This window comes from Leifsonia sp. RCC_180 (genome assembly GCF_058138205.1).
The window spans coordinates 2,148,433-2,173,864 of record NZ_CP200340.1 but is presented as its reverse complement, the minus strand read 5'-3'; the positions used below and the strand labels follow the sequence as shown (position 1 = coordinate 2,173,864).

Below are 25,432 nucleotides of genomic sequence, written 5' to 3'. Positions count from 1 at the left end.
GTCACACTCGGAACCTGACACCTGCTCTGGGTGCGGAACCGCGCGCCTCGCCATCCTGAAAAGGTGAACGAGACACCAGCCATCCGCCTCACCGCCCTCCGCAAGAGCTTCGGCGCGCTCACCGCCGTCGACGGTGTCGACCTGGACATCCGCGCGGGAGAGGTCGTCGCCCTCCTGGGCCCCAACGGCGCGGGCAAGTCGACCACCATCGACCTCGCGCTCGGACTTGCCCGGCCCACGTCCGGCACCGCGCAGCTCTTCGGCGGGCCGCCGCGCGACGCCATCCGCGACGGCCGCGTCGGCGCGATGCTCCAGGGCGGAGCGCTGCTGCCGACGCTCACCGTCGCCGATTCCGTCGCCCTCGTCGCTGCGGCGCACCGTCACCCGCTCTCGGTTGCCGAGGCGCTCGAACGCGCCCGGTGCACCGAGATCGCCCGCCAGCGGGTCGCGAAGCTGTCCGGCGGTCAGCTCCAGCGCGCCCGTTTCGCCGTGGCCGTCGTCTCCGACCCGGACCTCCTCTTCCTCGACGAACCGACCGCCGCGATGGATGTGGAAGCCCGCCGCACGTTCTGGCAGTCGATGCGCGAGTTCACCGAGGCCGGCCGGACGGTCGTCTTCGCAACGCACTACCTCGACGAAGCCGACGAGTACGCCGATCGCATCGTGATGATGGCGCGCGGACGGGTCGTCGCCGACGGCACGCCGACCGAGGTCAAGGCGGTCGTCTCCGGCCGGCGGATCCGCGCCACCGCCGCCTTCGCCGCCACCACTGAGACCCAGAACGCGCTGGCGAACCTCCCGGGAGTGCGCTCGGCCGACCGCCGCGGAGACCAGCTCACCCTCGTCTCCGACGACTCCGACGCCACCCTGCGTGCGCTCCTCGCGACGCATCACGACATCCACGACATCGAAGTCACCGCGCACACCATGGACGAGGCGTTCCTCGCCCTCACGGAAGCCCGCGAATCCGAAGGAGCACGCTCATGAGCATCGCCTACCTGGGGCGCGAGTCCCTCCGCCAGCTGAAGAACATGCGCTCCATGGTCTTCACCCTCGCCGTGCCGCTCGTCATGCTCGTTGCGTTCGGCGGCACGTTTGGCGGCGCCGGACAAGTGGATGCGGTGACGCACCTGCCCTGGATCGTCGTCACCACCGTGCAGGTCGCGGCGTACGGCGGCATGATGTCGGCGCTGTCTCAGGCGTTCCAGATCGTCACCGAGCGGTCGATCGGCTGGAACCGTCAGCTGCGCATCACGCCGCTGAGCGGCACCGGGTACCTGGTGTCCAAGCTGGTCGCGGCGCTCGCGCTCGCGCTGCTCAGCATCCTCGTCATCGTGGGGGTGTCCATCGCTCTGTACCACCCGGACCTCGCGGCCGGCAGCTGGGTGCTGGCGGGGCTGGCGATCTGGTGCGGCGTCATCCCGTTCGCTCTGCTCGGCATCCTGATCGGCCAGTTCGCCAAGCCGGAGTTCGCGCAGCCGATGTTCATGGCGGTGTTCATGGGCATGGCGGTGCTGGGCGGCCTGTGGATTCCGCTGCAAATCTTCCCCGCGTGGGTGGCGGATGTCGCCAAGGCGGTGCCGTCGTACTGGCTGAACCGGGTGGGTCAGCTCGGCGCGCTGCAGAGCGGCGACGCCGTCACCCCCGCGATCGTCCTCGCGGCCTGGACGCTGGCGCTGGGAGCCCTCATCGTCTGGCGGTATCGACGCGACGCCGCCCGCGGCTGAGCGACCCGGCCGCGCTGACCTAAGGTAGCAACGTGTTCTCGAGCCAGGTGCCGGACGCCCGCCCGATCGGATGGTGGGCGCGGCTCACGCATCCGTCCGCGTTCCGCTGGTACCCGGGTGCTGCGATCGGACTGCTCTACCAGATATCGGTGCTGGTCGGACTGTGGACCTCGAGCATCCCGCTTCCGGGGAAGCTGCTCGCCACGGCTCTGCTGGCTGTCGTCTATGTCGGCTTCCTGGTGCTCCCGCCTCTGCTGTGGTGGATGGACGACCGCACCCGGCTGGTCGGTGTCATCCTCTACTTCGCCCTGACGCTGACCCTCTTCCCGCTGATCGGCACCATCGCCTGCTGGACCTGGGTCTACGTCGCCTGCGTCGCCGGGATGGTGGTGGCCCGCAGCGCGATCGCCGTCACGATCATCTGCGCGCTCGGCGGGCTCCAGCTCGTCGTCTTCGCCGTCGACGGCACGGTCGCGGACTACTGGTTCATCGCGCTGGTCACCGTCTCCATCGGCGTCATGATGAGCGCCTTCGCCCGGCAGATCGACACCCTCCGCCGGCTGCGGAACGCGCAGAGCGAGATCGCGCGGCTCGCCGTCATCGAGGAGCGCGCTCGCTTCTCGCGTGACATGCACGACGTGCTCGGCCACACGCTCACCGTCGTCACCGTCAAGTCGGAGCTGGCCCGGCGACTCGTGCCGGCCGACCCTGGGCGTGCGACGGAGGAGATCGCCGACATCGAGCGGCTGAGCAGGTCGGCTCTCGCGGACCTGCGCGCGGCCGTGGCCGGATACCGCGAGATGAGCCTGTCGACCGAGCTCGCGTCCGCACAGGCCAGCCTGGCGGCGGCGGACATCCACGCCCATCTCCCGCGGAATGGGGAAGATGTCGACCCGGAACTGCGCGAGCTCTTCGGGTGGGTGCTGCGCGAAGGGGTCACGAACGTGATCCGGCACTCCGGGTCGCGCAACTGCTGGGTCACGGTGGGCCCCGACCGGTTGGAGATCGAGGACGACGGGCGTAGCGCTGGCGCCGCCGGGGACAGTGCGGCTGTGGCGAGCTGGGTCGTCCCGGCCCCGGTCGGTTCGCTCGTGAGCGCCGCGGCTGCCGCGGGAGGGTCCGGACTCGCCGGACTCACCGCCCGTGCCGCCGCAGTCGGCGCACAGCTGACCATCGGAGCGGGGCCCCGCGGTGGCACGCTGCTGAGTGTGCGGAGGTCGGCGTGACGGGCAACATCCGGCTCCTGCTGGCGGACGACCAGGCACTGGTGCGCGGGGCGCTCGCGGCCCTGCTCGACCTCGAACCCGACCTCGAGGTGGTCGCGCAGGTGGGGCGCGGCGACGAGGTCGTCGCAGCGGCCCAGTCGTCGCTGGCCGATGTCGCGCTCCTCGACGTGGAGATGCCGGGGGTCGACGGCATCGAGGCGGCCGCGGCCCTGCGGACGGCCGTTCCGCACTGCCGATCGCTGATCGTCACCACGTTCGGGCGTCCCGGCTACCTGCGACGGGCGATGGAGGCGGGCGCTTCCGGATTCGTCGTCAAGGACACACCGTCGGGTGAACTCGCCGACGCCGTCCGCCGGGTCGCCTCGGGGTTGCGGGTGGTCGATCCAGTTCTGGCCGCGGAGTCGCTGGCGTCCGGAGCGTCGCCGCTCACGGTCCGGGAGGCGGAGGTGCTGGAGGTGGCGGGCACCGGCGGATCGATCTCCGACATCGCGCGCCGGCTGCACCTGAGCGAAGGGACGGTGCGGAACCATCTCTCGAGCGCGATCGGCAAGACCGGCGCACGGAACCGTTCGGAGGCAGTGTCGATCGCCACCCGCCAGGGCTGGCTCTGAGCTGTGGCTCTGAGCTGCTGGGCCGCGGTCAGGCGGTCACAGCTGGACGGACAGCGCTACGCGCGCTTCGGAGTGCCCGTCTCCTCGTCCTCATCCTCGTACTCGTCTTCCGACTCGCTCTCGCCGTCCGCGTCGTACTCGGCCCACTTGGCGTATTGCTCGTCTTCGCCATGGGAGTGACCGGTCAGCTCACGCTCCAGGGCGTCGTAGTTCACATTGGGACTGAACGACTTCAACTGCCGCGCGATCTTGGTGTGTTTTGCCTTCTGACGGCCGCGCCCCATGCGTGACCCCCTTTTGGTCCCAGCCCGGGCGAGGGAGGCTCCCCGGGGATCGAATAAGAACAGTGAAAACTAGCATGGAGTTTAGCATGCGGACATCACCGACCCCCGAGTTCCCGCACAGCGATGAGTGATGGGATGAGCGTGTGAGCGCGAGTAGGACCGACACCCAGGTGGTGGTGATCGGCGCGGGCCAAGCGGGCCTCGCCGTCGCGTACTATCTTCGGCGGTTCGAGCTGACTCCTGGCGTCGATTTCATCGTCTACGACCGGGGTCCGCTGACCGGCGGAGCCTGGCAGCACCGGTGGGATGCGCTGAAGCTCGGCAGCGCACATCACGTCAACGACCTCCCGGGAATGGCGGAGCTCGGTTTGAGCTTCGATACGGCCGACCGCTCGCTCCCCGCACGTGACATCGTCGCCGGGTACTACCGGCGGTACGAGGAGCACTTCGGTCTCCACGTGCACCGCCCGGTGTCGGTGCACGCCGTGCGCGACCGCGGCGCCGACCTCATCGTCGAGCACAGCGCGGGTGAGACGGCCACGCGCATCGTCGTGAACGCGTCCGGCACCTGGGGCTCCCCGTTCATCCCCTACTACCCGGGGATGAACGCATTCGCCGGCCGGCATGTCCACACCTCGACCTACCAGTCGGCGGCCGAGTTCGCCGGCCAGTCGGTGGTCGTGGTCGGAGGCGGTACGAGCGCGATCGGATTCCTGCTCGAGCTGGAGGGCGTCGCCGAGTCGCTCACCTGGGCCACCCGTCGGCCGGTGGACTTCCGCGACGAGTCGGAGCTCACCATCGAGGGCGGTGTGGCGGCCGTCGCCATGCAGGATGCCGCCGCTCGCGCAGGCGAAGCGCTCCCGTCGATCGTCAGCGGGACGGGTGTGCCCCGCACGCGACGGATCGCGGCGGGCATCGAGCGCGGAGTGCTGACAGAACGACCGATGTTCACGCGCATCGAGGAGCACGGCGTCCGCTGGCCGGACGGCTCGTTCACCCGGGCCGACGCCATCATCTGGGCGACGGGCTTCCGCCCGGAGCTGCGGCACCTCGCGCCGCTCCGACTCCGCGAGAAGACGGGCGGTCTGGCGGTCGGGGCGGGAGCATCCTGGCACGATCCGCGCATATTCCTGGCCGGGTATGGCCCGCAGGCGTCGACGATCGGTGCCAACCGTGCCGGCCGCATCATCGCGCGCCAGATCATGGCACAGCTCTAGGTCCGCCCGCCGGGCGTGCCGGCATACCTCAGACCGTGACGTCGCGGGGTTCGCCCGCGAAGCGGATGCCCGAGACGTGGATGCTGCCGGTGCCGGGCTCCGGGTCCGTCGTGAAGAGGCCCCGCGGGGCGTCCGCGCGCAGACCCAGGCGCGAACTGAGAACGGCGACCGCGGCCGCCGCCGACCAGGCCTGTGGGCGGCACGCCGCCGGGTACGGCACGGGCGAGGACGTGTCCGGTGCGTTGTCGCCTGAGTGCAGCTCGGGCATGCGGTACCCGAAGCCGTCGGCGGCGGTGAGGAGGCCGTCGGCGAGCCGCCCGGCCTCCGCCCGGAACCCTTCCCGCGCCAGGCCACCGATCGCGATGGCCGTGTCGTGCGCCCAGACGCTGCCGCCGTGGTAGCTGAGCGGCCAGTAACCCGCCGAGTTCGTTGACATGGTGCGGAGGCCGAAGCCGGATGACAGCTCGGGCGAGATGAGTCGGCGTGCGACGAGTTCGGCCTGCTCGCGGTCGAGGATCCCCGTGCCGAGCAGGTGCCCGATGTTGCTGGTGACCGTGTCGACCTTGCGCTTCGCAGCGTCGAGCGCGACGGCCGGGTATGCCCCTGCCGGGTCGTCGATCCAGAACTCGGCGGCGAACCGGGTCTTTAGCTCCGCCGCCCAGGACCGCCACTCTTCGGCGCCCGGGCGCCCGAATGCCTCCAGCAGTGCCGCTCCACCGATCGCCGCTTCGTAGGCGTACCCCTGCACCTCGCAGAGCGCGATCGGGCCTTCGGCGAGCGTACCGTCGCGCCACTGGATGGAGTCGCCCGAGTCCTTCCATCCCTGGTTGGCGAGCCCGTGTCCGGTCGTGTCGATGTACTCGAGGAAGCCGTCGCCGTCGCTGTCGCCGCTGTCGCGCATCCACGCCAGTGCTGCTTCGAGGTGAGGGAGAAGTGGCTCCACCTCGTCGCGGGGCATGCCCCATTTCCAGGCATCGTGCAGCAGGCAGATCCAGAGAGCGGTCGCGTCCACGGTCCCGTAGTAGAGAGGTGGCAGCACCACCCCTTCGCCCGGGATGGTGAGGGCCGCCGGTCGCAGCTCGTGCATGATCTTCCCCGGCTGCTCGGCCGTGGCGGCGACGTTCTGCGTGCCCTGGTAGTGGGCGAGGATTCGCAGGGTGGAGGCGGCGAGCTCGTGGCCGAGCGGCAGCAGCATCCGGGCCGCCCAGATCGAGTCGCGCCCGAAGAGCGTGAAGAACCATGGTGCCCCTGCGGCGAGGAAGACGTCATCGGGATGCTCGACCGTCGACATGCGCAGGGCCTGCAGGTCGCCCACCGCCCGGCCGAGCCAGGAGGCGAGTCGCGAGTCGCCGGTGGTCGCACGGAACGCCGACCAGTTCTCCGACGGCGCTGCGCCGGCGACGACCGCGGTCGGATCGAAGACCTCGACCCGCCACGTCAGCGCGAGTTCGTCGTGCGCAGGGACCTCGATCTCCCACCGGAGGAACACGGTCTCCTCCGTCACCTCGACGTCGGCTCCCTCGGCCCTGACGCGCGCCGACACGGGTCCGCTTCGCAGCACCGCCTCTGTCGCCGAGGTCGAGGTCGCGATGACCGGATGCTCCGGACCCGCAAGACCGGCCTTGATCATCTGCATGGGGGTGAAGTCGGCGCGGAGTTCGACTTCGACCGTGGTGCGGATCGCCGTCCCCAGCGCGTTCCGCAGCACGATTCTCTCGGCCAGGGACCCGGCGTTGACCGTCCGCGTCTGGTCGACACGCACTCGCGGGTCGGCCGTCGCGTCATCGAGTCCGCGGGCCAACGCAGTGAACACCGCCGTCGCCGCATCGGGACCCGCGGTCGCGATGTGCTCGGGCACAGCGCCGCCGACGCTCAGGAGCGCCCGACCCAGCACCCGGACATCGGAGTGATAGAACCCGTGGATGCCGTGCCCATCGATCCGCCCGTCGGGCGCCGACCAGGCCTGGGAGGGAGCGGTCAGCACCACCACGCTGTCGTGGAGGAGCGGCTGGAGCGGCAGGAGCGGCTGGGTCATCGTGAGGGTCGTGCCTTCGTGTTCGTCGGTCGTGCGGGTCCGGGACAGGGTGCTGAAGCGATCGGGGTCGTGGGAGCGTTGAAGGTCGTGGGGGCGTTCGGCGCCGGTCATTCCTTCACCGCTCCTTCGCTCGAGTTCATGATCCGTCGCTGGAAGACGAAGAAGAGCACCGCCACCGGGATCGTCATGATCGCTGCCGCAGCCAGCTTCAGCGGATACTGGCTGCCCTGGCTGAGTTGTCCGCTGGCCAGCCCCGCGACGCCCTTGGTGAGCGTGGTCAGCGAGGGACTCTGCGTCGACACGATGAAGTGGGCGAGCTCGTTCCACGAGCCCTGGAACGACAGGATGATGATCGTGATGAGCGCCGGCCGCGCCATGGGAAGCACGATGGACCAGAACACCCGGAACGTCCCCGCGCCGTCGATGCGCGCTTGTTCCTCGACGCTCGCCGGAATGGACTCGAAGAAGTTCTTCATGATGAAGACGCCCGCGGCGTCCGTCAGCAGCGGCACGATCATGCCGGTGTACGAGTCGTAGATGCCGAGCTGGTTGATGACGAGGAACTTCGGGATGAGCAGCACCACCATCGGAACCGACATCACGGCGATCAGTGCGGCGAAGACCACCGTTCGCCCGCGGAAGTGCAGCCGCGCGAGCGCGTAGCCGGCGAGCGAGTCGAAGAACACGCGGCCGAGCGTGACGAGAACCGTGACGACAGCGGAATTGGCGAACCAGACAGGGAAGTCGGAGCTCAGGAAGAGCTTCGCGTACGCGGCCGTCGTGAAGGTCTGCGGGATCAGCGCCACGGGGTTGGCGCTCGCCTCGGCGTCGGTCTTGAACGATGTCGCCAATTGGATCAGGAACGGCATGATGTAGACGACGGCCAGGGCGATGAGGATCGCGTAGGTGATCGACGTCGCGACGATCGTGCCGGTCGAGCGTCGGCGCCGACGGTGGCCCGTCGGCGAGGGGGCGGGCTCCGTGGTGGCGTGAGGCCGGCCGGTTTCCACGGTGGTGGAGGTCATCGGAGCTCTCCCTTCTTCCCGGACTCGTCGCTCCCGCTCGCGGGGACGCTGCTGGGCGCCCCACCCGCGCCCGTACCCGCGGCCAGGGCCGGCTGGTACAGCCGCATCCGGCGCTGGGAGACCGCGCGTTCGCGCAACACCCAGCGCTGGAAGAGCGTGAAGACGACGATGATCACGAAGAGGATGAAGGCGATGGCTGCGCCCTGGCCCCACTCCTGGTTGACGAACGAGGTCTGGTACGACAGGTACGCGGGCGTCAGCGTGGTCTTGCCGGGAGCGCCCTGGGTGCCGGTGTAGATCTGATCGAACACCTGCCAGCAGCCGATCAGTCCGAGGGTGAGCACGGTGAACAGCGTCGGGCGCAGCTGCGGCAGCGTGACCCCCCAGAAGCGCTGCCAGCCGCTGGCGCCATCCATCATCGCGGCCTCGGTGACATCGCTGCCGAGGTTCTGCAGGGCGGCGAGGAACAGCAGCATGAAGGTGCCGCTCGTGGTGAACACGGCCATGATGATGAACGCCGTCATCGCGACGGAGGGGCCACCCAGCCAGTCCCACCACGAGACCCCGAGCGCGGTGTTCTGCGTCAGCGCGGCCGGCCCCTGGGTCACTCCGAAGGCGCTCAGCAGCCCGTGGATGATGCCGGTCGGGTCGTTGAACCAGTTCGGACCGTGGATGCCCACCCACGAGAGCACTTTGTTGACCGCGCCACTCGTACTGAAGAGGAACAGCCACAGGACGGTGATGGCCACGGAGCTCGTCACGGACGGGAAGTAGAAGGCGGTGCGGAAGAAGCCGCGCCCGCGGAGGATCGCCCGGTTGACGAGCACCGCCAGACCGAGTGCGACGGCCGTCTGGAGGGGCACGACAAGCAGCACATACCAGGCGTTGTTCTTCAGCGCCATGCCGAAGTCCTGCTCGGCGAGCCCACCCCCGGTGAGCAGTTTGGAGTAGTTGTCGAGACCGACGAAGTTCACATCGGACGCGAAGGGGCTCCCGCGCCCGCCCCAGTCGGAGAAGCTGACCCAGAGTGCCATCAGCACCGGGACGACGAGGAAGACGCCGAGCAGGAGAATGACCGGGGCGGTGAACAACCACCCCGAGGCGGTCTCGCCGCGCCGGATTCCGGTGCGACGAGACCGACTCGTGGTTGCATACATGGCGGGTGCCTTCCTCTTCTCCGGCGCCGGCTACTTCAGCAGCGCTTCGAGGTTCTTCTGCGTGGCGTCGAGGATCGTCTTCGGGTCACCGGTGGCCAGCGACTCGAGCTTGCTGTTGAGGTCGGTGACCACGTCGGCGGAGCCCTTCGCGGTCGGGACGCCCTTGGCGTAGTCCGCCGCGGCGAGGAACGGCACGAGGTCGGGGTTGGCCGACTTCCACTCGTCGGCGGCCGACTTGATCGACGGCATCGGACCGAACGCCTTCGAGAACTCGAGCTGGTCGCTCTTGCTCGTCAGCTTCTCGACGAGCTTGAGCGCGGCAGCCTGGTTGGGGCTGTCGGCGGCGATACCCCAGCAGTTGGTGAACTGCAGGGTGCCCTGGCCGGCCGAGCCCTTCGGCAGCTCGGCGATCCTGTACTTGATGTTCGGGAAATCGGACTTCAGGGCACCGGTGATCCAGTTGCCCTCGATGGTCATCGCCGCCAGGCCCTTGCCGAACGCCTCCCCGCCCCAGCCGGCGCCGAGGTCTTTCGCGTACTTCAGCTCGCCGCCGTTGAGCATCTTCTTGACGAAATCGAGCGCCTGAACGTTGGCATCACTGTTGGCCGTGGCCTTCGTGCTGTCGTCGTTCATGAGGTTGCCGCCCGCCTGCACCATGAAGGAGCCGATGCGCGCGTACTCACCCGAGATGCCGAGACCGACCTGGCTCCCGGTGGTGAGCTTCTTGGAGACCGCTTCGAGCTGGTCCCAGGTCTTCGGGACGTCGGCGTCGGTGAGTCCGGCGGCCTTCCATGCGTCGGTGTTGATGATCAGCTGCAGGGTCGAGAAGTCTTTGGGGGCGCAGTAGAACTTGCCGTCATAGGTGAACGACTTCACCAGGGTCGGGTAGAAGTCGCCCTTGTTGCTCAGCTGGTCGCCGTACGCCAGCAGCGAGCCGTTGGAGGCGTAACCGGCGAGGGCGTCGGCCGAGAGGTAGAACACGTCGGCCGGCTTCTTGGCGGCGAAGCCCTGCGCGAGCTGCTGGTTGAGGTCGCTCGCCGCGACGACGCTCGCCTTGGTGCCCGAGCTCGACGCCCAGTCGGAGACGGCCGACTTCACCGCCGCGGTCTCTGCGTCGCCCGAGGAACCGATCATGACCGTGAGGGCCTTGTCGGATGACGTCAGTTTGCCGGTGTCGTCGCCGCTGCTGCCGCCGCCGAAGCCGGAGCCGCAGGCGGTGAGGGTGAGCGCGGCCGCAGCGGCGACGGCGCCGCCTGCGAGCCAACGGTGTGTGATCTTGCGCATTCGTGTCTCTCCTTGATGTGAGTGTGCCCGGGGGAGGGGGCGCACGCGTGCAGGGATGGGTTGGTCGTGGACAACCCGTGTGGTGGTGCCGAGTGTGAGCGACTTCAGGGCAGAGCGAGGAGCGGTGCCGATGCTGCGCGGCGATGCGTGCATCCGACCTCCTCTGGTCTCCAATGGGTCCGTCACTCCGAGTTTGATCGATCAAATCAACAACGGTTACGGTACATTTGAACGATCAAACCGGGATGCCTGCCACAGTAGCCACGCGGTTACATGGGTGTCAAGCGCACCAGTAGGGTCATATCCAGTCGAGGGGAGGACACGCCATGGGGGCTCAACCGACCGTCACCGACGTCGCCGGCGCCGCCGGAGTGTCGCGCCAGACCGTCTCCAACGTGCTCAACGCTCCCGAACTCGTCCGGCCCGAGACGCGAGAGCGCGTCCAGGCGGCGATCCGCACGCTCGGCTACCGGCCACACGCGTCCGCCCGCCGGCTGCGCACGCAGAAGAGCTCCACCATCGGTATCCGGCTGGATCCGATCACCCAGGACGGCATCTCGGGCAGCATCCTCGACCGCTTCCTCCACGCGCTCACCGAGCTGGCCGACCGTCAGGGCCTGCGCGTCCTGCTGTTCACGGCCGACGATCCTGTGGGCGAGATCGAGCAGTTCCGTCGGCTCTCGGACGGCGCCGACGTGGATGCGTTCGTCCTGACCTCCACTTTCCACGGCGACACGCGCACCGAATGGCTGATCGACCACGGCCAGTCGTTCGTGACGTTCGGCCGACCGTGGGGCATCGACGACATGACCGACCCGGAGCACCTGTGGGTCGACGTGGATGGCCGCTCGGGTCTCCGGGATGCGACGGCCCACCTGCTGTCGACCGTCGGCAACCGGATCGGCTTCCTCGGCTGGCCCGCTGGATCCGGTACCGGCGACGACCGCCGCGAGGGATGGCTCGAGGCCATGCGCGACAGCGGGCTCTCCGAGTCCGAGCTCCGCAGTCTGGAGGTGACGGCCGAGGATCGCGTGCCGTTCGGCGCGGATGCCATCCGTCGGCTGGAAGCCCAGGCGAGCGGGATCGACGGAGTCGTCTGCACCTCCGATTCGCTCGCACTGGGCGTGCTGACGGCGACCGGCGGCCGCATCCCGGTGGTCGGCTACGACGACACCCCGGTCGCCGCTTCACTCGGCTTCTCCAGCGTGGCCCAGCCGCTCGACGAGGTCGCCGCAGGCGTGCTCGAGTTGCTGACCGGAGTCCACGGCGGCCGGGTGCAGCCCGGAGGCGACGTCTCCGATCCGCGGCACCGGCTGGTCGCTCCCCGGCTGGTGGTGCGCGACGGGCCGCCGCTGATCTGGTCCCGCTGACCCGGCGACCCGGCGGAAAGAGAGGAGTGCGCGAAATCCGCACGTAACGCGCCTCGGAGAAAATAGGAGCATGTCTCCACAAGAGCCCCTGCTGGATGCGTCACGAGCGCGTCGCCTCCCCGTCACCGTCTCGATCACCCGCCGCGTCGTCGGCGACCGCCTCCCGGAGGTCACCCACTGGGTTCAGGCCGGCGTGAATCTGGCGAACACGTACGAGGGGTTCCTCGGCTCGGGATGGGTGCGTGCGCACGCCGACTCGGAGGAGTGGCACATGCTGTACCGCTTCGCCGACGCGGACACTCTGGAGGCCTGGGAGGCGTCGGACGATCGCGCGGACTGGCTGTACGAGGGCCGGGAACTGGTGGAGGTGTCCCGAGTGGAGAGGCGGACCGGCATCGAGGGCTGGTTCGACCAACCGCAACCCGGCGTGCCGGCCGCCCCGCCGCGCTGGAAGCAGGCGGTGACGATCTGGCTGGGCTTCTTCCCGCTGTCGCTCGCGTTCACCTACCTGGTGACGACGTTCGTGCCCGGCTGGCACCAGCTGTGGCCACTGGCCACGGTTCTCATCACGACCCTGTGCCTGACTCCGACGATGACGTACCTGCTCCTCCCGTTCGTGACGCGCATGCTGCAGCCCTGGCTGCGCCGCTGAATCGCCGCTCTTCGGGGTTCTCCCTGAGACGACCCTGAACTTCCTCGATCTCGCCGTGAAACGGGTTGCATCCGTCACACTCGCGATATATCGTGATCTTCGTCAACAGTCGCGATATAACGCGAGTCATCGCAGGTCCCGGCACAGCCGGAAGAGTAAGGAGCAGGAAGCATGGCACAGGAGAAGTGGCTGATCCAGCCCGGTGAGAGCCGCACGATCGACCTTGAGGTCGTCCGCGCGCTCAAGGTCGGATTCATCGGCGGCCAGATCGATATCGTCGGCCACGATGAGCCGGGCGCACGGATCGAGGTGCACTCGGTCGCCGGCCGCGATCTCAAGATCGTCATCGACGGCGACCGGCTCGAGATCGACCACCCGCAGCTGCGCTGGGATAACTTCATCGAGGTGTTCAAGTCCATGCGTTCGAGTGCCCGCGCCGACGTCAGCGTTCTCGTCCCGCGCGATGTCGAGCTGAAGCTCGGCGTCATCTCGGCGACCGCGCTCATCTCGGGCCTGCACACGGATGCACGCCTCAGCACCGTCAACGGGGATGTCGTCGCCGACGGCCTGACCGGAGACATCGAGCTGAACTCCGTCACCGGCGAGCTGTCGGTCCGCGACCACACCGGCCGCATCGTCGCTCATACCGTCTCGGGGGATGTGACCGCCTCCGGCGCCCTGGACCGCTTCTCCGCCGACGGGGTGTCGGCCGCCGTCATGATCGACGTCGCGGGCACGCCCGACGAGATTGCCATCAACACCGTCTCGGGCGACACCACCATCCGCATCCCGGAGGCCATCGGCGCGCGCTACCGCGTCAACACGGTCTCCGGCCGCGTGCAGCTGGACAACATGACGATCGTCGGCGGGATGGGCAAGGGCTACACCGGCACGTCTGGTTCGCTGGACGGCCGCTGGGTCGAGATCAGTGTGAACTCGGTGTCCGGCGACGCGTCCGTGCTCCGTAGTGCGGCCGCCCAGCGGAACGCGGAGGCGTCGGCGTGACTCCCGTGTTCTCCCACGGCAGCCTCCGGCTGTACCTCTTGAGCCTGCTCGATGAGTCGCCACGGCACGGGTATGAGCTGATCCAGGCGCTCACCGAGCGTTTCGGCGGCACGTACAGCCCGAGCGCCGGCACCATCTACCCCCGGCTGGCGAAGCTGGAGGAGGAGGGGCTCGTCACGAAGAGCGCCGACGGCCGCAAGACGGTGTACGCGATCACTGATGCCGGTCGAGCCGAACTGGCCGCACGGCGGCCGGAACTCGACGCGATCGAGGATGAGGTGACGGACTCGGTGCGCCGGCTCGCCGACGAGGTGCGGGCGGGCGTCGACGACGCCATGCGCACGCTCCGCGCGGAACTCGCGTCGGCGGCCCGCGAGGCGAAGCGCAACTCGTCGCGGGTCGACCCGCGCCAGCAGGCACGGGACGCCGGACGGGATGCCCGCTCTACCGCGAATTCGGCGGCCCGCGACGCGGAAGCGGTGCTGAACGAGTTCCGTCAGGACCTCCGGACGGACCTCCGCCAGCTGGCCGCCCGCGGCATCCTCTCGACCGACGTCGTTCCTCTTCTCAGGAGTGAGCTCGAGCGGGTGCGCCGGGTGATCGTCGAGGCCACTGCCCGCCGCTGACGCACGCCGTCGGCTCGGGGAAGGCTTTTGGAAAGAGTAGGCGAATGCTCATCTCGCTCCCAGTGAGGCCGCTACTGGTCGCCCCGCCGCGCGAATCCGCGGCGGAGGCGCCACCGGCGGTGCGACCCCCAGTGTTTGCAGAAGACGTGCCGGACCCGCGCCCGACGCGCCGACTTGACAGTGCATTGCCAGCGAGTATGCTCGCACCTCGTGACAACTGAGGGGAGATCCCCGAAGCGCTGGTTGATCGGCGACCCGCTTCCGAGCGAAAAGCTCGAGGGACAACTGCTCCCGAAGCACCTTGCCCTACCCATTTTCGCTTCCGACGCGCTGTCGAGTGTCGCGTACGCTCCGCAGGAACTCCTGATGATCCTGCTGCTCGGCGGCCTGGCGTTCCTCAGCTTCGCCCCGTGGGTCGCGGCGGCCGTCGTCGTTCTGCTCGTCACGGTGGTTCTCAGTTACCGCCAGCTCGTGAAGGCCTACCCGTCCGGCGGCGGCGACTACGAGGTCGCCCATAAGAATCTCGGCGAGAAGGCCGGCCTCATTGTGGCCTCAGCCCTGCTGGTCGATTACGTCCTCACCGTCGCGGTGTCGGTCGCCTCCGGCGTCGACAACATCATCTCCGCGCTGCCCTTCCTTGCGCCCTGGCGCGTCGAGCTCGCGGTGCTCTGCGTCATCATCCTTGCCGCCGTCAACCTCCGCGGCGTGCGCGAGTCGTCGAAGGCGTTCGCACTGCCGACCTACATCTTCATCGGCAGCATCCTGCTGATGATCGTGACGGCCCTCATCCGCACCGCGTTCGGCGACGCACCCGTGGCCGAGTCTGCCGGCTATCAGGTGCAGACGACCGGCTCTCTCACCCAGGCCGCCGTGGTCCTCCTGCTGTTGCGGGCGTTCTCGAGTGGATGTTCGGCTCTGACCGGTGTGGAGGCCGTCGCCAACGGCGTCCCGGCGTTCCGCACCCCCAAGATCCGCAACGCGCGCGCGACTCTCGGCATGATGGGCGGAATCGCGATCACGCTGTTCGCCGGGCTCACGGCGACGGCGCTGATCAGCGGCGTCCACTACGCCGAGAACCCCTGCGATCTGCAGGGATGGGCGCAGTGTGCGACGGATCCGCAGCGCAGCCTCATCGCGCAGATCGCGGCCGCCACCTTCGGCAACAACACGATCCTCTTCTTCCTGATCCAGGCCGCGACCGCGATCGTCCTGCTGCTCGCGGCCAACACAGCGTTCAACGGGTTCCCGCTGCTCGGCTCGGTACTCGCCCGCGACTCGTACGCGCCCAAGGCGCTGAACACCCGCGGCGACCGGCTCGTGTACTCCAACGGCATGATCGTGCTGGCTCTCGCGGCCACCGTGCTGCTGGTCGTGTACCAGGCCAATCTGACCCAGCTCATCCAGCTCTACATCATCGGCGTGTTCGTGTCGTTCACCCTCGGTCAGTCCGGGATGGTGAAGCACTGGATCAGTCTGCTGCGCACCGGAGGACAGACGGGCCGGGAGCGCAGCGGCATCGTCCGCTCGCTCTGCATCAACGCGTTCGGCGCCTGCCTGACCGCGATCGTGCTGATCGTCGTCACGATCACCAAGTTCACGCACGGCGCGTACCTGGTCTTCATCTTCATGCCGATCCTCTGGTTCCTGATGCTCGGCGTGAACCGGTACTACCGGGATGTGGAGAAAGAGGTCGAGGTCGACCCGGTCACGACCTTCGGCAGCGTCGGCGACCACGCCGTCGTCCTCATCGGCAAGATGCAGAAGCCCGCGCTGAAGGCGCTGGACTACGCGATCGCGGCCCGGCACGACTCCATCGAGGCGGTGCACGTCTCCATCGACGAGGAAGCGACGCAGAAGTTGCAACGGCAGTGGGTGGAGCAGAACATCCACGTGCCGCTGACCATCATCGAGTCGCCCTATCGCGACTTCGGCATCCCGCTGGTCAAGTACCTGAAGCACCGGCGCGAGGAGCACGGCTCCGAGGTCGTCACCGTCTACCTGCCGCAGTACATCGTCGGCCACTGGTGGGAGGGCATCCTGCACAACCACCGCGCCCGCCGCATCAGCAAGCAGCTGATGCTGTGCCACGGCGTGACCGTTGCGCTGGTGCCGTGGCTGCTCGACTCGTCGTCGCTCATCTACGGGCGCCGCTCCCGTCCGCTGCCCGGCCAGGACCGTCGCGGCGAGCCCGTGCGCCCCGTGGCGCGCCGGCCGCTAGTGCCGGCGTCGCGGGTGCACACGCGCATCCACATCCACGAGGTCCCGATCACGATCGGCGACCCGCAGGAGAGCGCGGAGTCGGTGGCCGCGACCATCCCGGAGCCGCAGCCGCAGGGGACTGCGCCGGGGTCGGCACCGCAGGGCAGCCAGCCCGCCGCGTCCGGGACGCCGCAGAAGAAGGTGCCCGCCCGGGCGAAGCGCTAGGGCGCCGCCGTCATCCCGCCGGGTGCCTCGGGCGTCACGGGCGCGCGCTCTCCGGGAACACCACCAGCGGTCCGTGGCCCGGCAGCACGAGGGCGGCGTCGCACAGCACCAGCCGCCGAGCGCTGAGTGCGGCCTCGTCGGCGTCGTGCTGGAAGAACGCAGGCAGTTGCTGCAGTTCGCCGCTCTCGCGCAGCAGCGGGTGGCCGGTGACGATCGCGTCGCCGGTGAGCAGCGCCCGCGACTCGGGTTCCAGGAAGCACACGCTCCCTGAGGTGTGCCCCGGCGCCGGCACCATCGTCAGGGTGTGGCCGGTGCTGAGGGGCACCTCGTCGCCTTCCAGCGCAACGGCGCCAGGCACTCCCACGTCCCCGAGGCCTCCCGCGCGGATCGCCGCCGCAGCCCAGCGCACCGTGCCGCGCTTCAGGGCGGAGGGCAGCAGCTCGGCCACGGTCACCTGCTCGGTGACGTCCCTGCGAACGTTCGGCAACTCCGCCGGCGCCGCGGCGACCATCACACCGCGCTCGGCGGCGAACTGCGCGCTCGCGCCGAGGTGGTCCGAGTGGCCATGGGTGATCAGGACGCGCTTCAGGTCGGCGGGGTCGGCTCCGGCGAGGCGGATCGACTCCTCGACGAGCGGCCGGTCGGCCGGGTAGCCGCAGTCGACGAGCTCGACGGCGCCGTTCCCGTGGAACACCGTCCAATTCGAGAGCGGACCCTCGACGAAGAGGATGCCGGGGGCGACGCGGGTGGTGGACCGGATGCTGCGCACGAGGTCACTGTAGCCTCCTCGCTTGACCTTGACGTAACGTCAACTCCTAGCGTGGATGACGCACCGCACGAAAGGAGGGAACGATATGGACTGGTCCATCCAGGACATCGCGCGGATCGCCGGCACCACCAGCCGTACGCTCCGCCACTACGACGCCATCGGGCTGCTGAAGCCCAGCCGCGTCGGCGGTAACGGCTACCGGTACTACGACCGCGACTCCCTCGTGCGGCTGCAGCGCATCCTGCTTCTCCGGGAGCTCGGCCTCGGCCTCGATGCCGTCGGCCGGGTGCTCGACGACCGCACGGATGCGGCACCCGCCCTGCGCGACCACCTGGAGTGGCTGCGGGCGGAGCGGGAACGGCTGGCGCGGCAGATCGCGTCGGTCGAGTCGACGATCCACGCAGTGGAGAAAGGAGAGGAGATCGTGGCCGAGCAGATGTTCGACGGATTCGATCACACCCAGTACAAGGACGAGGTCGAGCAGCGCTGGGGGAAGGACGCCTACGCGGCGTCCGACCGCTGGTGGCGCAGCAAGACCCCGGAGGAGCGGACGGAGTGGCAGCAGCGGCAGGCGCAGCTCGCCGCCGACTGGCAGGCCGCCGCCGCGAGCGGCGTGGCGCCCGATTCGGACGAGGCGCAGGCGCTTGCCCGGCGTCACGCCGAGTGGCTGGCCGATATCCCGGGCACCCCGGGATACGGGACGGGCGCGCCGAGCGCCGCGTACCTGACCGGTCTCAGTGAGATGTACGTCGCCGACGAGCGGTTCGCCGCGAACTACGGCGGCACCTCCGGCGCCGCCTTCGTGCGCGACGCCCTCCGCACCTACGCCGCCGCCCACCTCGCCTGACCGCCCGTCCCGCCCCTCTCGATCCAAGCCGACAGCTCCTGAGTTTTTCGGACTGAATCGCACGATTCGCCCGAAAAACTCAGGAGCTGTTGGTGTGTGTGGCGGGATTCGGGCGTCAGGGGTGGCGCGGGCGGCGGGTGATGCGGTCGTCGAGCCAGTGGGCGGCGATCTGCCGGGACGGGCGCTCCTCGCGGTCCGGGACCGGCGGACGCGGCGCCCGGTCGGGCTGCGGGCCGCGCACGAAGGGGGAGTCGGCGCGTGCGCCACGGTCGTGCGCCGCACGGTCGGATTCGAGCAGGATGCCGTCGCGCACGTCGAAACGGACGGCATCCTGCTCGACCTCGAGGCCGGCCGACTGCTCGGCCGTTCCCTCGAGTTCGCTCTCCACTCCCGCCGCAGCCGTTGCAGCGTCCTGCGGCAGGCGGATCGCGAAGAAGGGGAGGGTGAGGCTGCACAGCGGACCGACGAGCAGCGCGAACGCGAGCGTCCCCACTCCGACGTTTCCACCGAGTGCCCACCCGATGATCAGCACGGTCACCTCGATGCCCGTGCGCACCATCCAGATCGGCCGGCCGGTGCGTGCGTGGAGGCCCGTCATGAGCCCGTCGCGCGGGCCCGGCCCGAGGCGCGGGCCGATATACAGGCCGGTGGCCACCGCGAGCAGCGCCAGGCCGGCCGCGAAGAACAGCACCTGCGCCCACAGCTCCGTCTGCTGCGGGAGCAGGTCGAGTCCGAGCTGGGCGCTGGGTCCGACCAGCAGCACGTTCAGGATGGTGCCAAGCCCCGGGCGCTGCCGGAGCGGGATCCAGAACGCCAGCACGACCAGCCCGATCAGGTTGGTCACGAAGCCGAACGGGATGCCGGTCTTCAGCGAGACGCCCTGCGCCAGCACATCCCACGGCGACAGGCCGATGCCGCCGCGGACCATGAGTGCGATCGCGATCCCGTAGAGGAAGAGCCCGATCAGCAGCTGCACGAGGCGGCGGGTGAGGAGAAGCGGAGCGTCCATAGCCCAATCCAATCGCGAGGATTGGACTCGCATCAAGATACCAATCTGACTAAAGTGGACTGCATGTCGGATGCGCAACTCACCGCCCGCTCGCTGGAGCACCTCCTCGGCGCCTGGCGGAACGCCGGCGCGAGCTACCAGGCGCTCGCCGACCGCATCCGGCTTCTCGTGCTGGACGGCCGCATCCCGATCGGCACCCGGCTGCCCGCCGAACGCGACCTGGCCGCGCGGCTGGAGCTCAGCCGCACCACAGTCGCGGCCGCCTACCGCCAGCTGCGCGGGGCCGGCTTCATCGACAGCATCCGCGGTTCCGGAAGCGTCACGCGCCTCCCCGGCCGTGCCCTTCCGTTGCCGGCCGTGGGCGGCGAGGGGATGCTCGACTTCACCAAGGCGTCACTCCCCGCGGCTTCCTCGCTGCCGGCGGCCGCGCGTGCCGCCGCGGAGGACCTCCCGCGCTTCCTCCCCGACCCCGGCTACGACCCGGTCGGGCTGCCGCACCTGCGGGCTGAGATCGCCGAGCGCTACACCCGCCGCGGCCTGCCGACGACGGCCGACCAGATCCTCGTGACCGTGGGCGCCCAGCAGGCGATCGCGCTGATCGCCCGGACGTTCCTGAGCCGAGGCGACCGGGTCGTCATCGAGGTGCCGACCTACCCGCACGCCATCGAGGCGATCCGGCTGGCGGGTGCGCGACTCGTCCCGATCACGGTGACCGCGCCCGAGGAGGGGCCGCACCGGCTGGGCGAGGAGACCGACGGCTGGGATATTGAGGCGATCGAGCAGACGTTCCGCCGGGCGAATCCTGCTCTTGCGTACCTCATCCCCGACTTCCACAACCCGACCGGCGCCTCGATGTCGCCGGAAACGCGGGAGCGGGTGCTCGCCGCCGCGGCCGGCCACGGGGCGATCGTCGTCGCGGACGAGACCACCGCCGAACTCGACATCGACCGGGTCGGTGAGTATCTGCCGCTGCCGCGCTACGCCGCTGCCGCCTCCGCCGGGGCTCCGCTGATCATGATCGGATCGGCCAGCAAGACGCTGTGGGGCGGTTTGCGCATCGGGTGGATCCGTGCCGAGCGGTCGCACATCCAGCGCCTGATCGCCGCGAAGCCGGCCACGGATCTCGGCACCCCGGTGCTCGAGCAGCTGGTGGTGGCGAGGATGCTGCCGCAACTGGAAGCGATCATGGAGGAGCGGCGCGAGCAGTTGCGGCAGGGCCGTGACACGGTTCGCAGGCTCGTCAGCGAGACGTTTCCCGACTGGACCGTGCCCGTGCAGCACGGCGGCCTCACCGCCTGGGTGGGGATCGGCGCGCCGGTCAGCTCGGCGTTGGCCCTCGCTGCGCGCAGTCACGGTCTGCTGATCGCTGCGGGCCCGCGGTTCGGGATCGACGGCGCCTTCGAGCGCTTCCTCCGCATCCCGATCACCTACACGCCGGAGGAGTACGCGCGGGCGTTCGACGCGCTGTCGCGGGCATGGGCGGTCGCCGCGAACGAGCCGGTGCCGTACTTCGACGCCGGGGCGCTGCCGAGCGTGGTCTGAGCGAAACCGTCCACAGGCGCACTCCCCCGGGAGTAGTGGGATGTCGTACCCAGGCATGAAGCTGCCGCCCACTCCGGAATGGGATACTTCCCCTGCGCCAGCGTCGGCGTTGTCCTGCAACCCGCCTTTCCCGAGGGGAACCCTGTGCACTTCCTCGCCGTCCTGAGCATGAAGAACCGCGCTCTGATCGCGCTCGTCACGATCGTCGCAGCGGTCTTCGGCGGGCTCGCGCTGACCAACCTCAAGCAGGAGCTCGTCCCGTCGATCTCCTTCCCGCAGCTGGTGGTGCTCTCCAGCTACCCGGGTGCCTCTCCCGAGGTCGTCAACAACGACGTCAGCACTCCGGTGGAGGCGGCGATCCAGGGGGTTCCGGACCTCGACAGCACCAGCGCGGTCAGCAGCACGAACCAGTCGATCATCACCGCGAAGTTCACGTACGGTACTGACCTCGCCACCGCCGAGCAGAAGATCGACCAGTCGATCAACCGCATCAAGTCGACGCTCCCCTCCGGGGTCGAGCCGCAGGTGCTCTCCGGCAGCATCGACGATCTGCCCGTCATCCAGCTCGCGATCAGCGGCGGGGGCGACCAGCGAGCGCTCGGCGACGACATCACCAAGCTGGTGCTGCCGGACATCAAGAACCTGAAGGGCGTCAACGACGCCCAGCTGGTCGGCGAGATCGGCCAGCGCATCACGATCACGCCGGACCCGGCGAAGCTGGCGGCCGCGGGCGTCTCGTCGTCGGCGATCAAGGATGCGCTGCAGCAGAACGGCGTGCTCATCCCGGGCGGCGCGATCACCGAGAACGGGAAGACACTGTCCATCCAGTCGGGCACGCAGCTGTCGTCGGTGGAGGGCATCGCGGGGTTGCCGCTGGTGCGGTCGGCGGGGGCCGGGGCCGGCGGTGCTGCTGGCGGTGCGGGTGCTGCTCCCGGCGCGGGTGCTGCTGCCGGCGCGGGCGCCGCTGCCGGCGCCGCCTCCGCTGCTCCTGGCGCGGCAGGGGCTCCGCCCACGATCGGCGAGGTCGCCGCGGTCGCGGAGACGGACGACCCGACCACCTCCCTCTCGCGTGTCGACGGCAAGCCCGCGCTCACCGTGGCGGTCACCAAGCTGCCCTCGGCGAACACCGTCGAGGTCTCGCACGCGGTGACCGATCTCATCCCGGACCTCAAGAAGAAGCTGGGATCGGACACCACGATCACGGTCGTGTTCGACCAGGCGCCTTTCATCACCCAGTCGATCAACGCGCTCGCCGAGGAGGGCCTGCTGGGCCTCGCGATGGCGGTGATCGTCATCCTGGTGTTCCTGATGTCGATCCGATCGACCCTCGTCACGGTCGTGTCCATCCCGACCAGCGTTCTCATCACCTTCATCGTGATGTGGGCGACCGGCTACACGCTCAATATCATCACGCTCGGCGCGCTCACGATCGCGATCGGGCGCGTGGTGGACGACTCCATCGTCGTGATCGAGAACATCAAGCGACAACTGGTCGCGGGCTCCGACCGCGCCGTCAGCATCGTGCGTGCCGTGCGGGAGGTCGCGGGCGCGATCACCGCATCCACCATCACGACGGTCGCTGTGTTCCTGCCGCTGGCATTCGTCGGGGATGTGACGGGCGAGCTGTTCCGGCCATTCGCCCTGACCGTGACGATCGCGCTGCTCTCGTCGCTGCTCGTCGCGCTGACCATCGTGCCGGTGCTGGCCTACTGGTTCCTCCGTGCGCCCAAGGCGCACAAGCACGAGGGCGGGCAGGACACCGAGACGGCGCACCTCTCCGTCGAGGAGGCGGCCGCAGCCGGCGTCGACGAGCTGGAGCACCCCTCGCGGCTGCAGGCGGGCTACCTGCCGATCATCCGGTGGACCCTCAAGCACTCCTGGCTGACCGTGGTGGCTGCGGCGATCGTCCTCGTCCTCACCGCTTTCGCCCTCCCGTTCGTGAAGACCAACTTCCTCGGTTCCAGCGGACAGAACTCACTTACCGTCACCCAGACCCTCGACCCGGGCGCCAGCCTGCAGGCGAAGGACGACGCCGCGAAGGTGGTCGAGCAGAAGCTTCTCGACACGAAGGGTGTCAAGACCGTCCAGGTCTCGATCGGTTCGAGCGGATCGTCGCTCCGCGACGCCTTCACCGGCGGCAGCGGCGGTACCACCTTCTCGATCACCACCGACCCGGATGCCAACCAGGAGAAGCTGCAGAACACCATCGAGGACGAGCTCGCCGGAATTACGGACCAGGGCGAGATCACGCTCTCGGCTTCCAGCGGCTTCGGCGGCTCCACCGACATCCAGGTGAACGTCACGGCGACCAGCAACGCCGACCTGCAGAAGGCGACGGATGCGGTGGTCGAGCAGCTGCGGAAGAAGTCGTCACTGAAGCAGGTCACCGACAACCTCAGCGCGTCCCTGCCGTATGTCGCCGTCGATGTGGACCGCAGCAAGGCCGCGGCCGCCGGGCTCAGCGAGGTCGCGGTGGGTACCCTCGTGTCGCAGGCGATGCAGCCGACACAGGCGGGCTCCGTCGCGATCGAGGACACGACGCTGAAGATCTACCTGCAGAGCGACAACCCGCCCACGACCGTGGCAGGGCTCTCGGTGCTGCCCATTCCGACCGCCGCCGGCATCGTCCCGCTCGACACGTTGGCCTCGGTGAAGGAGGTCAAGGGGCCGGCGACGGTCACGACAGAGCGCGGACTGCGGACGGCGAGCGTCACGGCGACCCCGGCGACCGACAATCTGGCCACCGCCAACGCGGACGTCACGGCCTCGCTTAAGGCCGTGGAGCTTCCGGCGGGCGCGACGGCCAAGGTCGGCGGCGTCACCTCCAGCCAGTCGGACGCGTTCAGCCAGCTGCTCATCGCGCTGCTGGCGGCCATCCTGATCGTGTACATCGTGATGGTGGCGACGTTCCGCTCGCTGCTCCAGCCGGTGCTGCTGCTCTCGTCCGTGCCGTTCGCGGCGACGGGCGCCATCCTGCTGCAGATCGCGTCGGGCATCCCGCTCGGCGTCGCATCCCTCATCGGACTGCTGATGCTCGTCGGCATCGTGGTCACCAACGCGATCGTGCTCATCGACCTCGTCAACCAGTACCGCAGGCGCGGGCTGAAGGTGGCGGACGCGGTCGCGCACGGCGCCTCCCGACGTCTGCGGCCCATCCTGATGACCGCGCTGGCGACCATCGCGGCGCTGACGCCGATGGCGATCGGCCTGACCGGGCACGGCGGGTTCATCTCGCAGCCGCTGGCGATCGTCGTCATCGGAGGTCTGATCTCGTCGACGGTGCTGACCCTCGTCGTGCTCCCGACGCTCTACAACCTCGTCGAAGGCTGGCGGGAGCGCCGGGCGCTGCGGAGGGCCGCGAAGGCGGCGGCTGCGGGCGGAGACGGACCGGACGCGGGTGGCCCGGGCGCCGGTGGGCCGGGCGGCGGCGATGGTCCCAGGGGCGATGGTCCCAGGGGCGATGGTCCGCGCGGGGACGGCTCTGCCGGCGAGGTTCCTTCGCGGGAGGTGCTCGAGCCGCCGGTGTTCACCCGGCCGGCGGGCGGTTCGCAGGTCTGAACTTCGGCGTGGGCGTCCCGCTGTCCGGGATGCCAGACGGCGGGCGCCGGCGGACCGGTCGTTCCCGGGCCTGACCTCGCTAGTGTCGCGGGTATGAGCGCCCAAACCCTCTCAGCCGATCCGTTGTGGCCGCGAGCGGGAGGCTGGCCGCCTCTTGGGCCGGACGGCGCCGATCTGACGCTGCTTGGCATTCCGACGCACGAGACGTCCCTGTCGCCGACCGGCGCCCACGAGACTCCGGCCGCCGTTCGGGATGCGCTCCGGCGGTACTCCGCGTTCGCTGCCGGGCTCGACGTGGAGGTCCTGCGGTTCGCCGACGCGGGCGACGTGGCCACACCCGACGGCCCCGCGGGACGCGAGCGCGCTCGTGCTGCCATGGCCGACGCGGTGGGCCGCTCACGCCTGACCGTCGCCGTCGGCGGCGACAACTCCCTCACAGTACCGGCGGCGCTCGGAGCCTTCGGCGACGACCTCGGCCGGGCGGGACTCATCACGCTCGATGCCCACCATGATCTGCGGGACGGGTCGTCGAACGGATCCCCGGTCCGTGAGCTGATCGAGGCCGGCCTCGACGGCCACCGGGTCGTCCAGATCGGCATCGCCGACTTCGCCAACTCCGCCGCCTACACCCGCCGCGCAGCGGAACTCGGCATCACCGTGGTCACCCGCGATGCCCTGCACACGCGCCCGCTCGACGACGTCATGGCGGAGGCGCTGGACATCGCGGGCGCCCGGCGCGGCCCAGTGCACCTGGACCTGGACGTCGACGTCTGCGACCGCTCCGTCGCGCCCGGCTGCCCCGCATCCGTCCCCGGCGGGCTCGCCGCTTGGGAGCTGCGCCGGTTCGCGCGGCTGGCGGGCGCATCCCCGCTGGTCCGCTCGATCGACATCGCCGAGGTGGATGCGACCGCCGACGCCTCCGACGCGCGCACGGTCCGCCTCGCGGCCCTGCTCATCCTCGAGGCCGCCGCCGGCCTCGCGTCCCGCTGACCCGCCCCAGCCCCATCGAGTCCGCACAGATTGCACGCCTCATGGGCGCGTCGCGTGCAATCTCTGCGGACTCG

The 25,432-nt window shown here is 69.5% G+C and carries 21 protein-coding genes; 14 read left to right on the top strand and 7 right to left on the bottom strand.

Annotated features, from left to right (window positions below; genetic code table 11):
- The first annotated feature begins 63 nt into the window (after positions 1-63).
- The 4 genes from AB7E03_RS10710 to AB7E03_RS10695 are packed head-to-tail and all read left to right on the top strand — an operon-like array spanning position 64 to position 3,564.
- Positions 64-987 (top strand): ABC transporter ATP-binding protein, encoded by a 924-nt coding sequence (locus AB7E03_RS10710; protein WP_489941395.1) that lies wholly within the window; start codon positions 64-66, stop codon positions 985-987.
- The gene (locus tag AB7E03_RS10705) at positions 984-1,727 is read left to right on the top strand and encodes an ABC transporter permease (protein ID WP_489941394.1); all 744 of its coding nucleotides are present in this window, start codon (positions 984-986) and stop codon (positions 1,725-1,727) included. Before AB7E03_RS10710 ends, AB7E03_RS10705 begins: the two co-directional genes overlap by 4 nt.
- Positions 1,728-1,759: 32 nt before the next feature.
- Positions 1,760-2,953 carry a sensor histidine kinase gene (locus AB7E03_RS10700; protein ID WP_489941393.1) on the top strand — a complete coding sequence of 398 codons (1,194 nt, stop codon included), beginning with the start codon at positions 1,760-1,762 and terminating at the stop codon, positions 2,951-2,953.
- The gene (locus tag AB7E03_RS10695; protein WP_489941392.1) at positions 2,950-3,564 is read left to right on the top strand and encodes a response regulator; all 615 of its coding nucleotides are present in this window, start codon (positions 2,950-2,952) and stop codon (positions 3,562-3,564) included. The genes AB7E03_RS10700 and AB7E03_RS10695 overlap by 4 nt, the downstream gene beginning before the upstream one ends.
- Before the next feature lie 56 nt (positions 3,565-3,620).
- Here the strand turns inward: AB7E03_RS10695 and AB7E03_RS10690 are convergent, their stop codons facing one another.
- The gene (locus AB7E03_RS10690; RefSeq protein WP_489941391.1) at positions 3,621-3,848 is read right to left on the bottom strand and encodes a DUF3073 domain-containing protein; all 228 of its coding nucleotides are present in this window, start codon (positions 3,846-3,848) and stop codon (positions 3,621-3,623) included.
- Between the two features lie 143 nt (positions 3,849-3,991).
- Here AB7E03_RS10690 and AB7E03_RS10685 point away from each other — a divergent pair, with 143 nt between their 5' ends.
- The gene (locus tag AB7E03_RS10685) at positions 3,992-5,065 is read left to right on the top strand and encodes an NAD(P)-binding domain-containing protein (RefSeq protein WP_489941390.1); all 1,074 of its coding nucleotides are present in this window, start codon (positions 3,992-3,994) and stop codon (positions 5,063-5,065) included.
- Positions 5,066-5,093: 28 nt separating this feature from the next.
- Here the strand turns inward: AB7E03_RS10685 and AB7E03_RS10680 are convergent, their stop codons facing one another.
- From AB7E03_RS10680 to AB7E03_RS10665, 4 genes are read right to left on the bottom strand one after another with little or no spacing between them, the layout of a single operon-like run.
- Positions 5,094-7,211 carry a glycogen debranching N-terminal domain-containing protein gene (locus AB7E03_RS10680; protein ID WP_489941389.1) on the bottom strand — a complete coding sequence of 706 codons (2,118 nt, stop codon included), beginning with the start codon at positions 7,209-7,211 and terminating at the stop codon, positions 5,094-5,096.
- The gene (locus AB7E03_RS10675; protein WP_489941388.1) at positions 7,208-8,125 is read right to left on the bottom strand and encodes a carbohydrate ABC transporter permease; all 918 of its coding nucleotides are present in this window, start codon (positions 8,123-8,125) and stop codon (positions 7,208-7,210) included. Before AB7E03_RS10675 ends, AB7E03_RS10680 begins: the two co-directional genes overlap by 4 nt.
- Positions 8,122-9,282, bottom strand: coding sequence for a carbohydrate ABC transporter permease (locus tag AB7E03_RS10670; RefSeq protein ID WP_489941387.1), 1,161 nt, complete (start codon positions 9,280-9,282; stop codon positions 8,122-8,124). Before AB7E03_RS10670 ends, AB7E03_RS10675 begins: the two co-directional genes overlap by 4 nt.
- A gap of 30 nt (positions 9,283-9,312) precedes the next feature.
- Positions 9,313-10,566 (bottom strand): sugar ABC transporter substrate-binding protein, encoded by a 1,254-nt coding sequence (locus AB7E03_RS10665; RefSeq protein ID WP_489941386.1) that lies wholly within the window; start codon positions 10,564-10,566, stop codon positions 9,313-9,315.
- 326 nt (positions 10,567-10,892) lie between these two features.
- Here AB7E03_RS10665 and AB7E03_RS10660 point away from each other — a divergent pair, with 326 nt between their 5' ends.
- The 5 genes from AB7E03_RS10660 to AB7E03_RS10640 all read left to right on the top strand — a co-directional run bounded on the left by AB7E03_RS10660 (position 10,893) and on the right by AB7E03_RS10640 (position 16,643).
- Positions 10,893-11,936 carry a LacI family DNA-binding transcriptional regulator gene (locus tag AB7E03_RS10660; RefSeq protein WP_489941385.1) on the top strand — a complete coding sequence of 348 codons (1,044 nt, stop codon included), beginning with the start codon at positions 10,893-10,895 and terminating at the stop codon, positions 11,934-11,936.
- Positions 11,937-12,006: 70 nt separating this feature from the next.
- Positions 12,007-12,588, top strand: coding sequence for an antibiotic biosynthesis monooxygenase (locus AB7E03_RS10655; protein ID WP_489941384.1), 582 nt, complete (start codon positions 12,007-12,009; stop codon positions 12,586-12,588).
- Positions 12,589-12,759: 171 nt separating this feature from the next.
- Entirely contained in the window at positions 12,760-13,593 is an 834-nt protein-coding gene (locus AB7E03_RS10650; RefSeq protein WP_489941383.1) for a DUF4097 family beta strand repeat-containing protein, read from the top strand.
- Positions 13,590-14,219, top strand: a complete 630-nt coding sequence (locus AB7E03_RS10645; RefSeq protein ID WP_489941382.1) for a PadR family transcriptional regulator — start codon at positions 13,590-13,592, stop codon at positions 14,217-14,219. Before AB7E03_RS10650 ends, AB7E03_RS10645 begins: the two co-directional genes overlap by 4 nt.
- Positions 14,220-14,462: 243 nt before the next feature.
- On the top strand, positions 14,463-16,643 hold the full coding sequence (locus tag AB7E03_RS10640) for an APC family permease (protein WP_489942901.1): 2,181 nt from the start codon (positions 14,463-14,465) through the stop codon (positions 16,641-16,643).
- 34 nt (positions 16,644-16,677) lie between these two features.
- Here the strand turns inward: AB7E03_RS10640 and AB7E03_RS10635 are convergent, their stop codons facing one another.
- The gene (locus AB7E03_RS10635; RefSeq protein WP_489941381.1) at positions 16,678-17,412 is read right to left on the bottom strand and encodes an MBL fold metallo-hydrolase; all 735 of its coding nucleotides are present in this window, start codon (positions 17,410-17,412) and stop codon (positions 16,678-16,680) included.
- A gap of 85 nt (positions 17,413-17,497) precedes the next feature.
- On the opposite strand from AB7E03_RS10635, the gene AB7E03_RS10630 reads away from it, so the two are divergent.
- Positions 17,498-18,259: a MerR family transcriptional regulator gene (locus tag AB7E03_RS10630; protein WP_489941380.1), complete on the top strand. Its 762-nt coding sequence runs from the start codon at positions 17,498-17,500 to the stop codon at positions 18,257-18,259.
- Positions 18,260-18,374: 115 nt separating this feature from the next.
- Here the strand turns inward: AB7E03_RS10630 and yczE are convergent, their stop codons facing one another.
- Positions 18,375-19,268 (bottom strand): membrane protein YczE, encoded by an 894-nt coding sequence (gene yczE / locus AB7E03_RS10625; protein ID WP_489941379.1) that lies wholly within the window; start codon positions 19,266-19,268, stop codon positions 18,375-18,377.
- A gap of 63 nt (positions 19,269-19,331) precedes the next feature.
- Here yczE and yczR point away from each other — a divergent pair, with 63 nt between their 5' ends.
- The 3 genes from yczR (at position 19,332) to AB7E03_RS10610 (ending at position 25,358) form a co-directional block, all read left to right on the top strand.
- Positions 19,332-20,810 (top strand): MocR-like transcription factor YczR, encoded by a 1,479-nt coding sequence (gene yczR / locus AB7E03_RS10620; RefSeq protein WP_489941378.1) that lies wholly within the window; start codon positions 19,332-19,334, stop codon positions 20,808-20,810.
- A gap of 144 nt (positions 20,811-20,954) precedes the next feature.
- On the top strand, positions 20,955-24,368 hold the full coding sequence (locus AB7E03_RS10615) for an efflux RND transporter permease subunit (RefSeq protein ID WP_489941377.1): 3,414 nt from the start codon (positions 20,955-20,957) through the stop codon (positions 24,366-24,368).
- Between the two features lie 93 nt (positions 24,369-24,461).
- Positions 24,462-25,358: an arginase family protein gene (locus AB7E03_RS10610; protein ID WP_489941376.1), complete on the top strand. Its 897-nt coding sequence runs from the start codon at positions 24,462-24,464 to the stop codon at positions 25,356-25,358.
- The last annotated feature ends 74 nt before the right edge of the window (positions 25,359-25,432 follow it).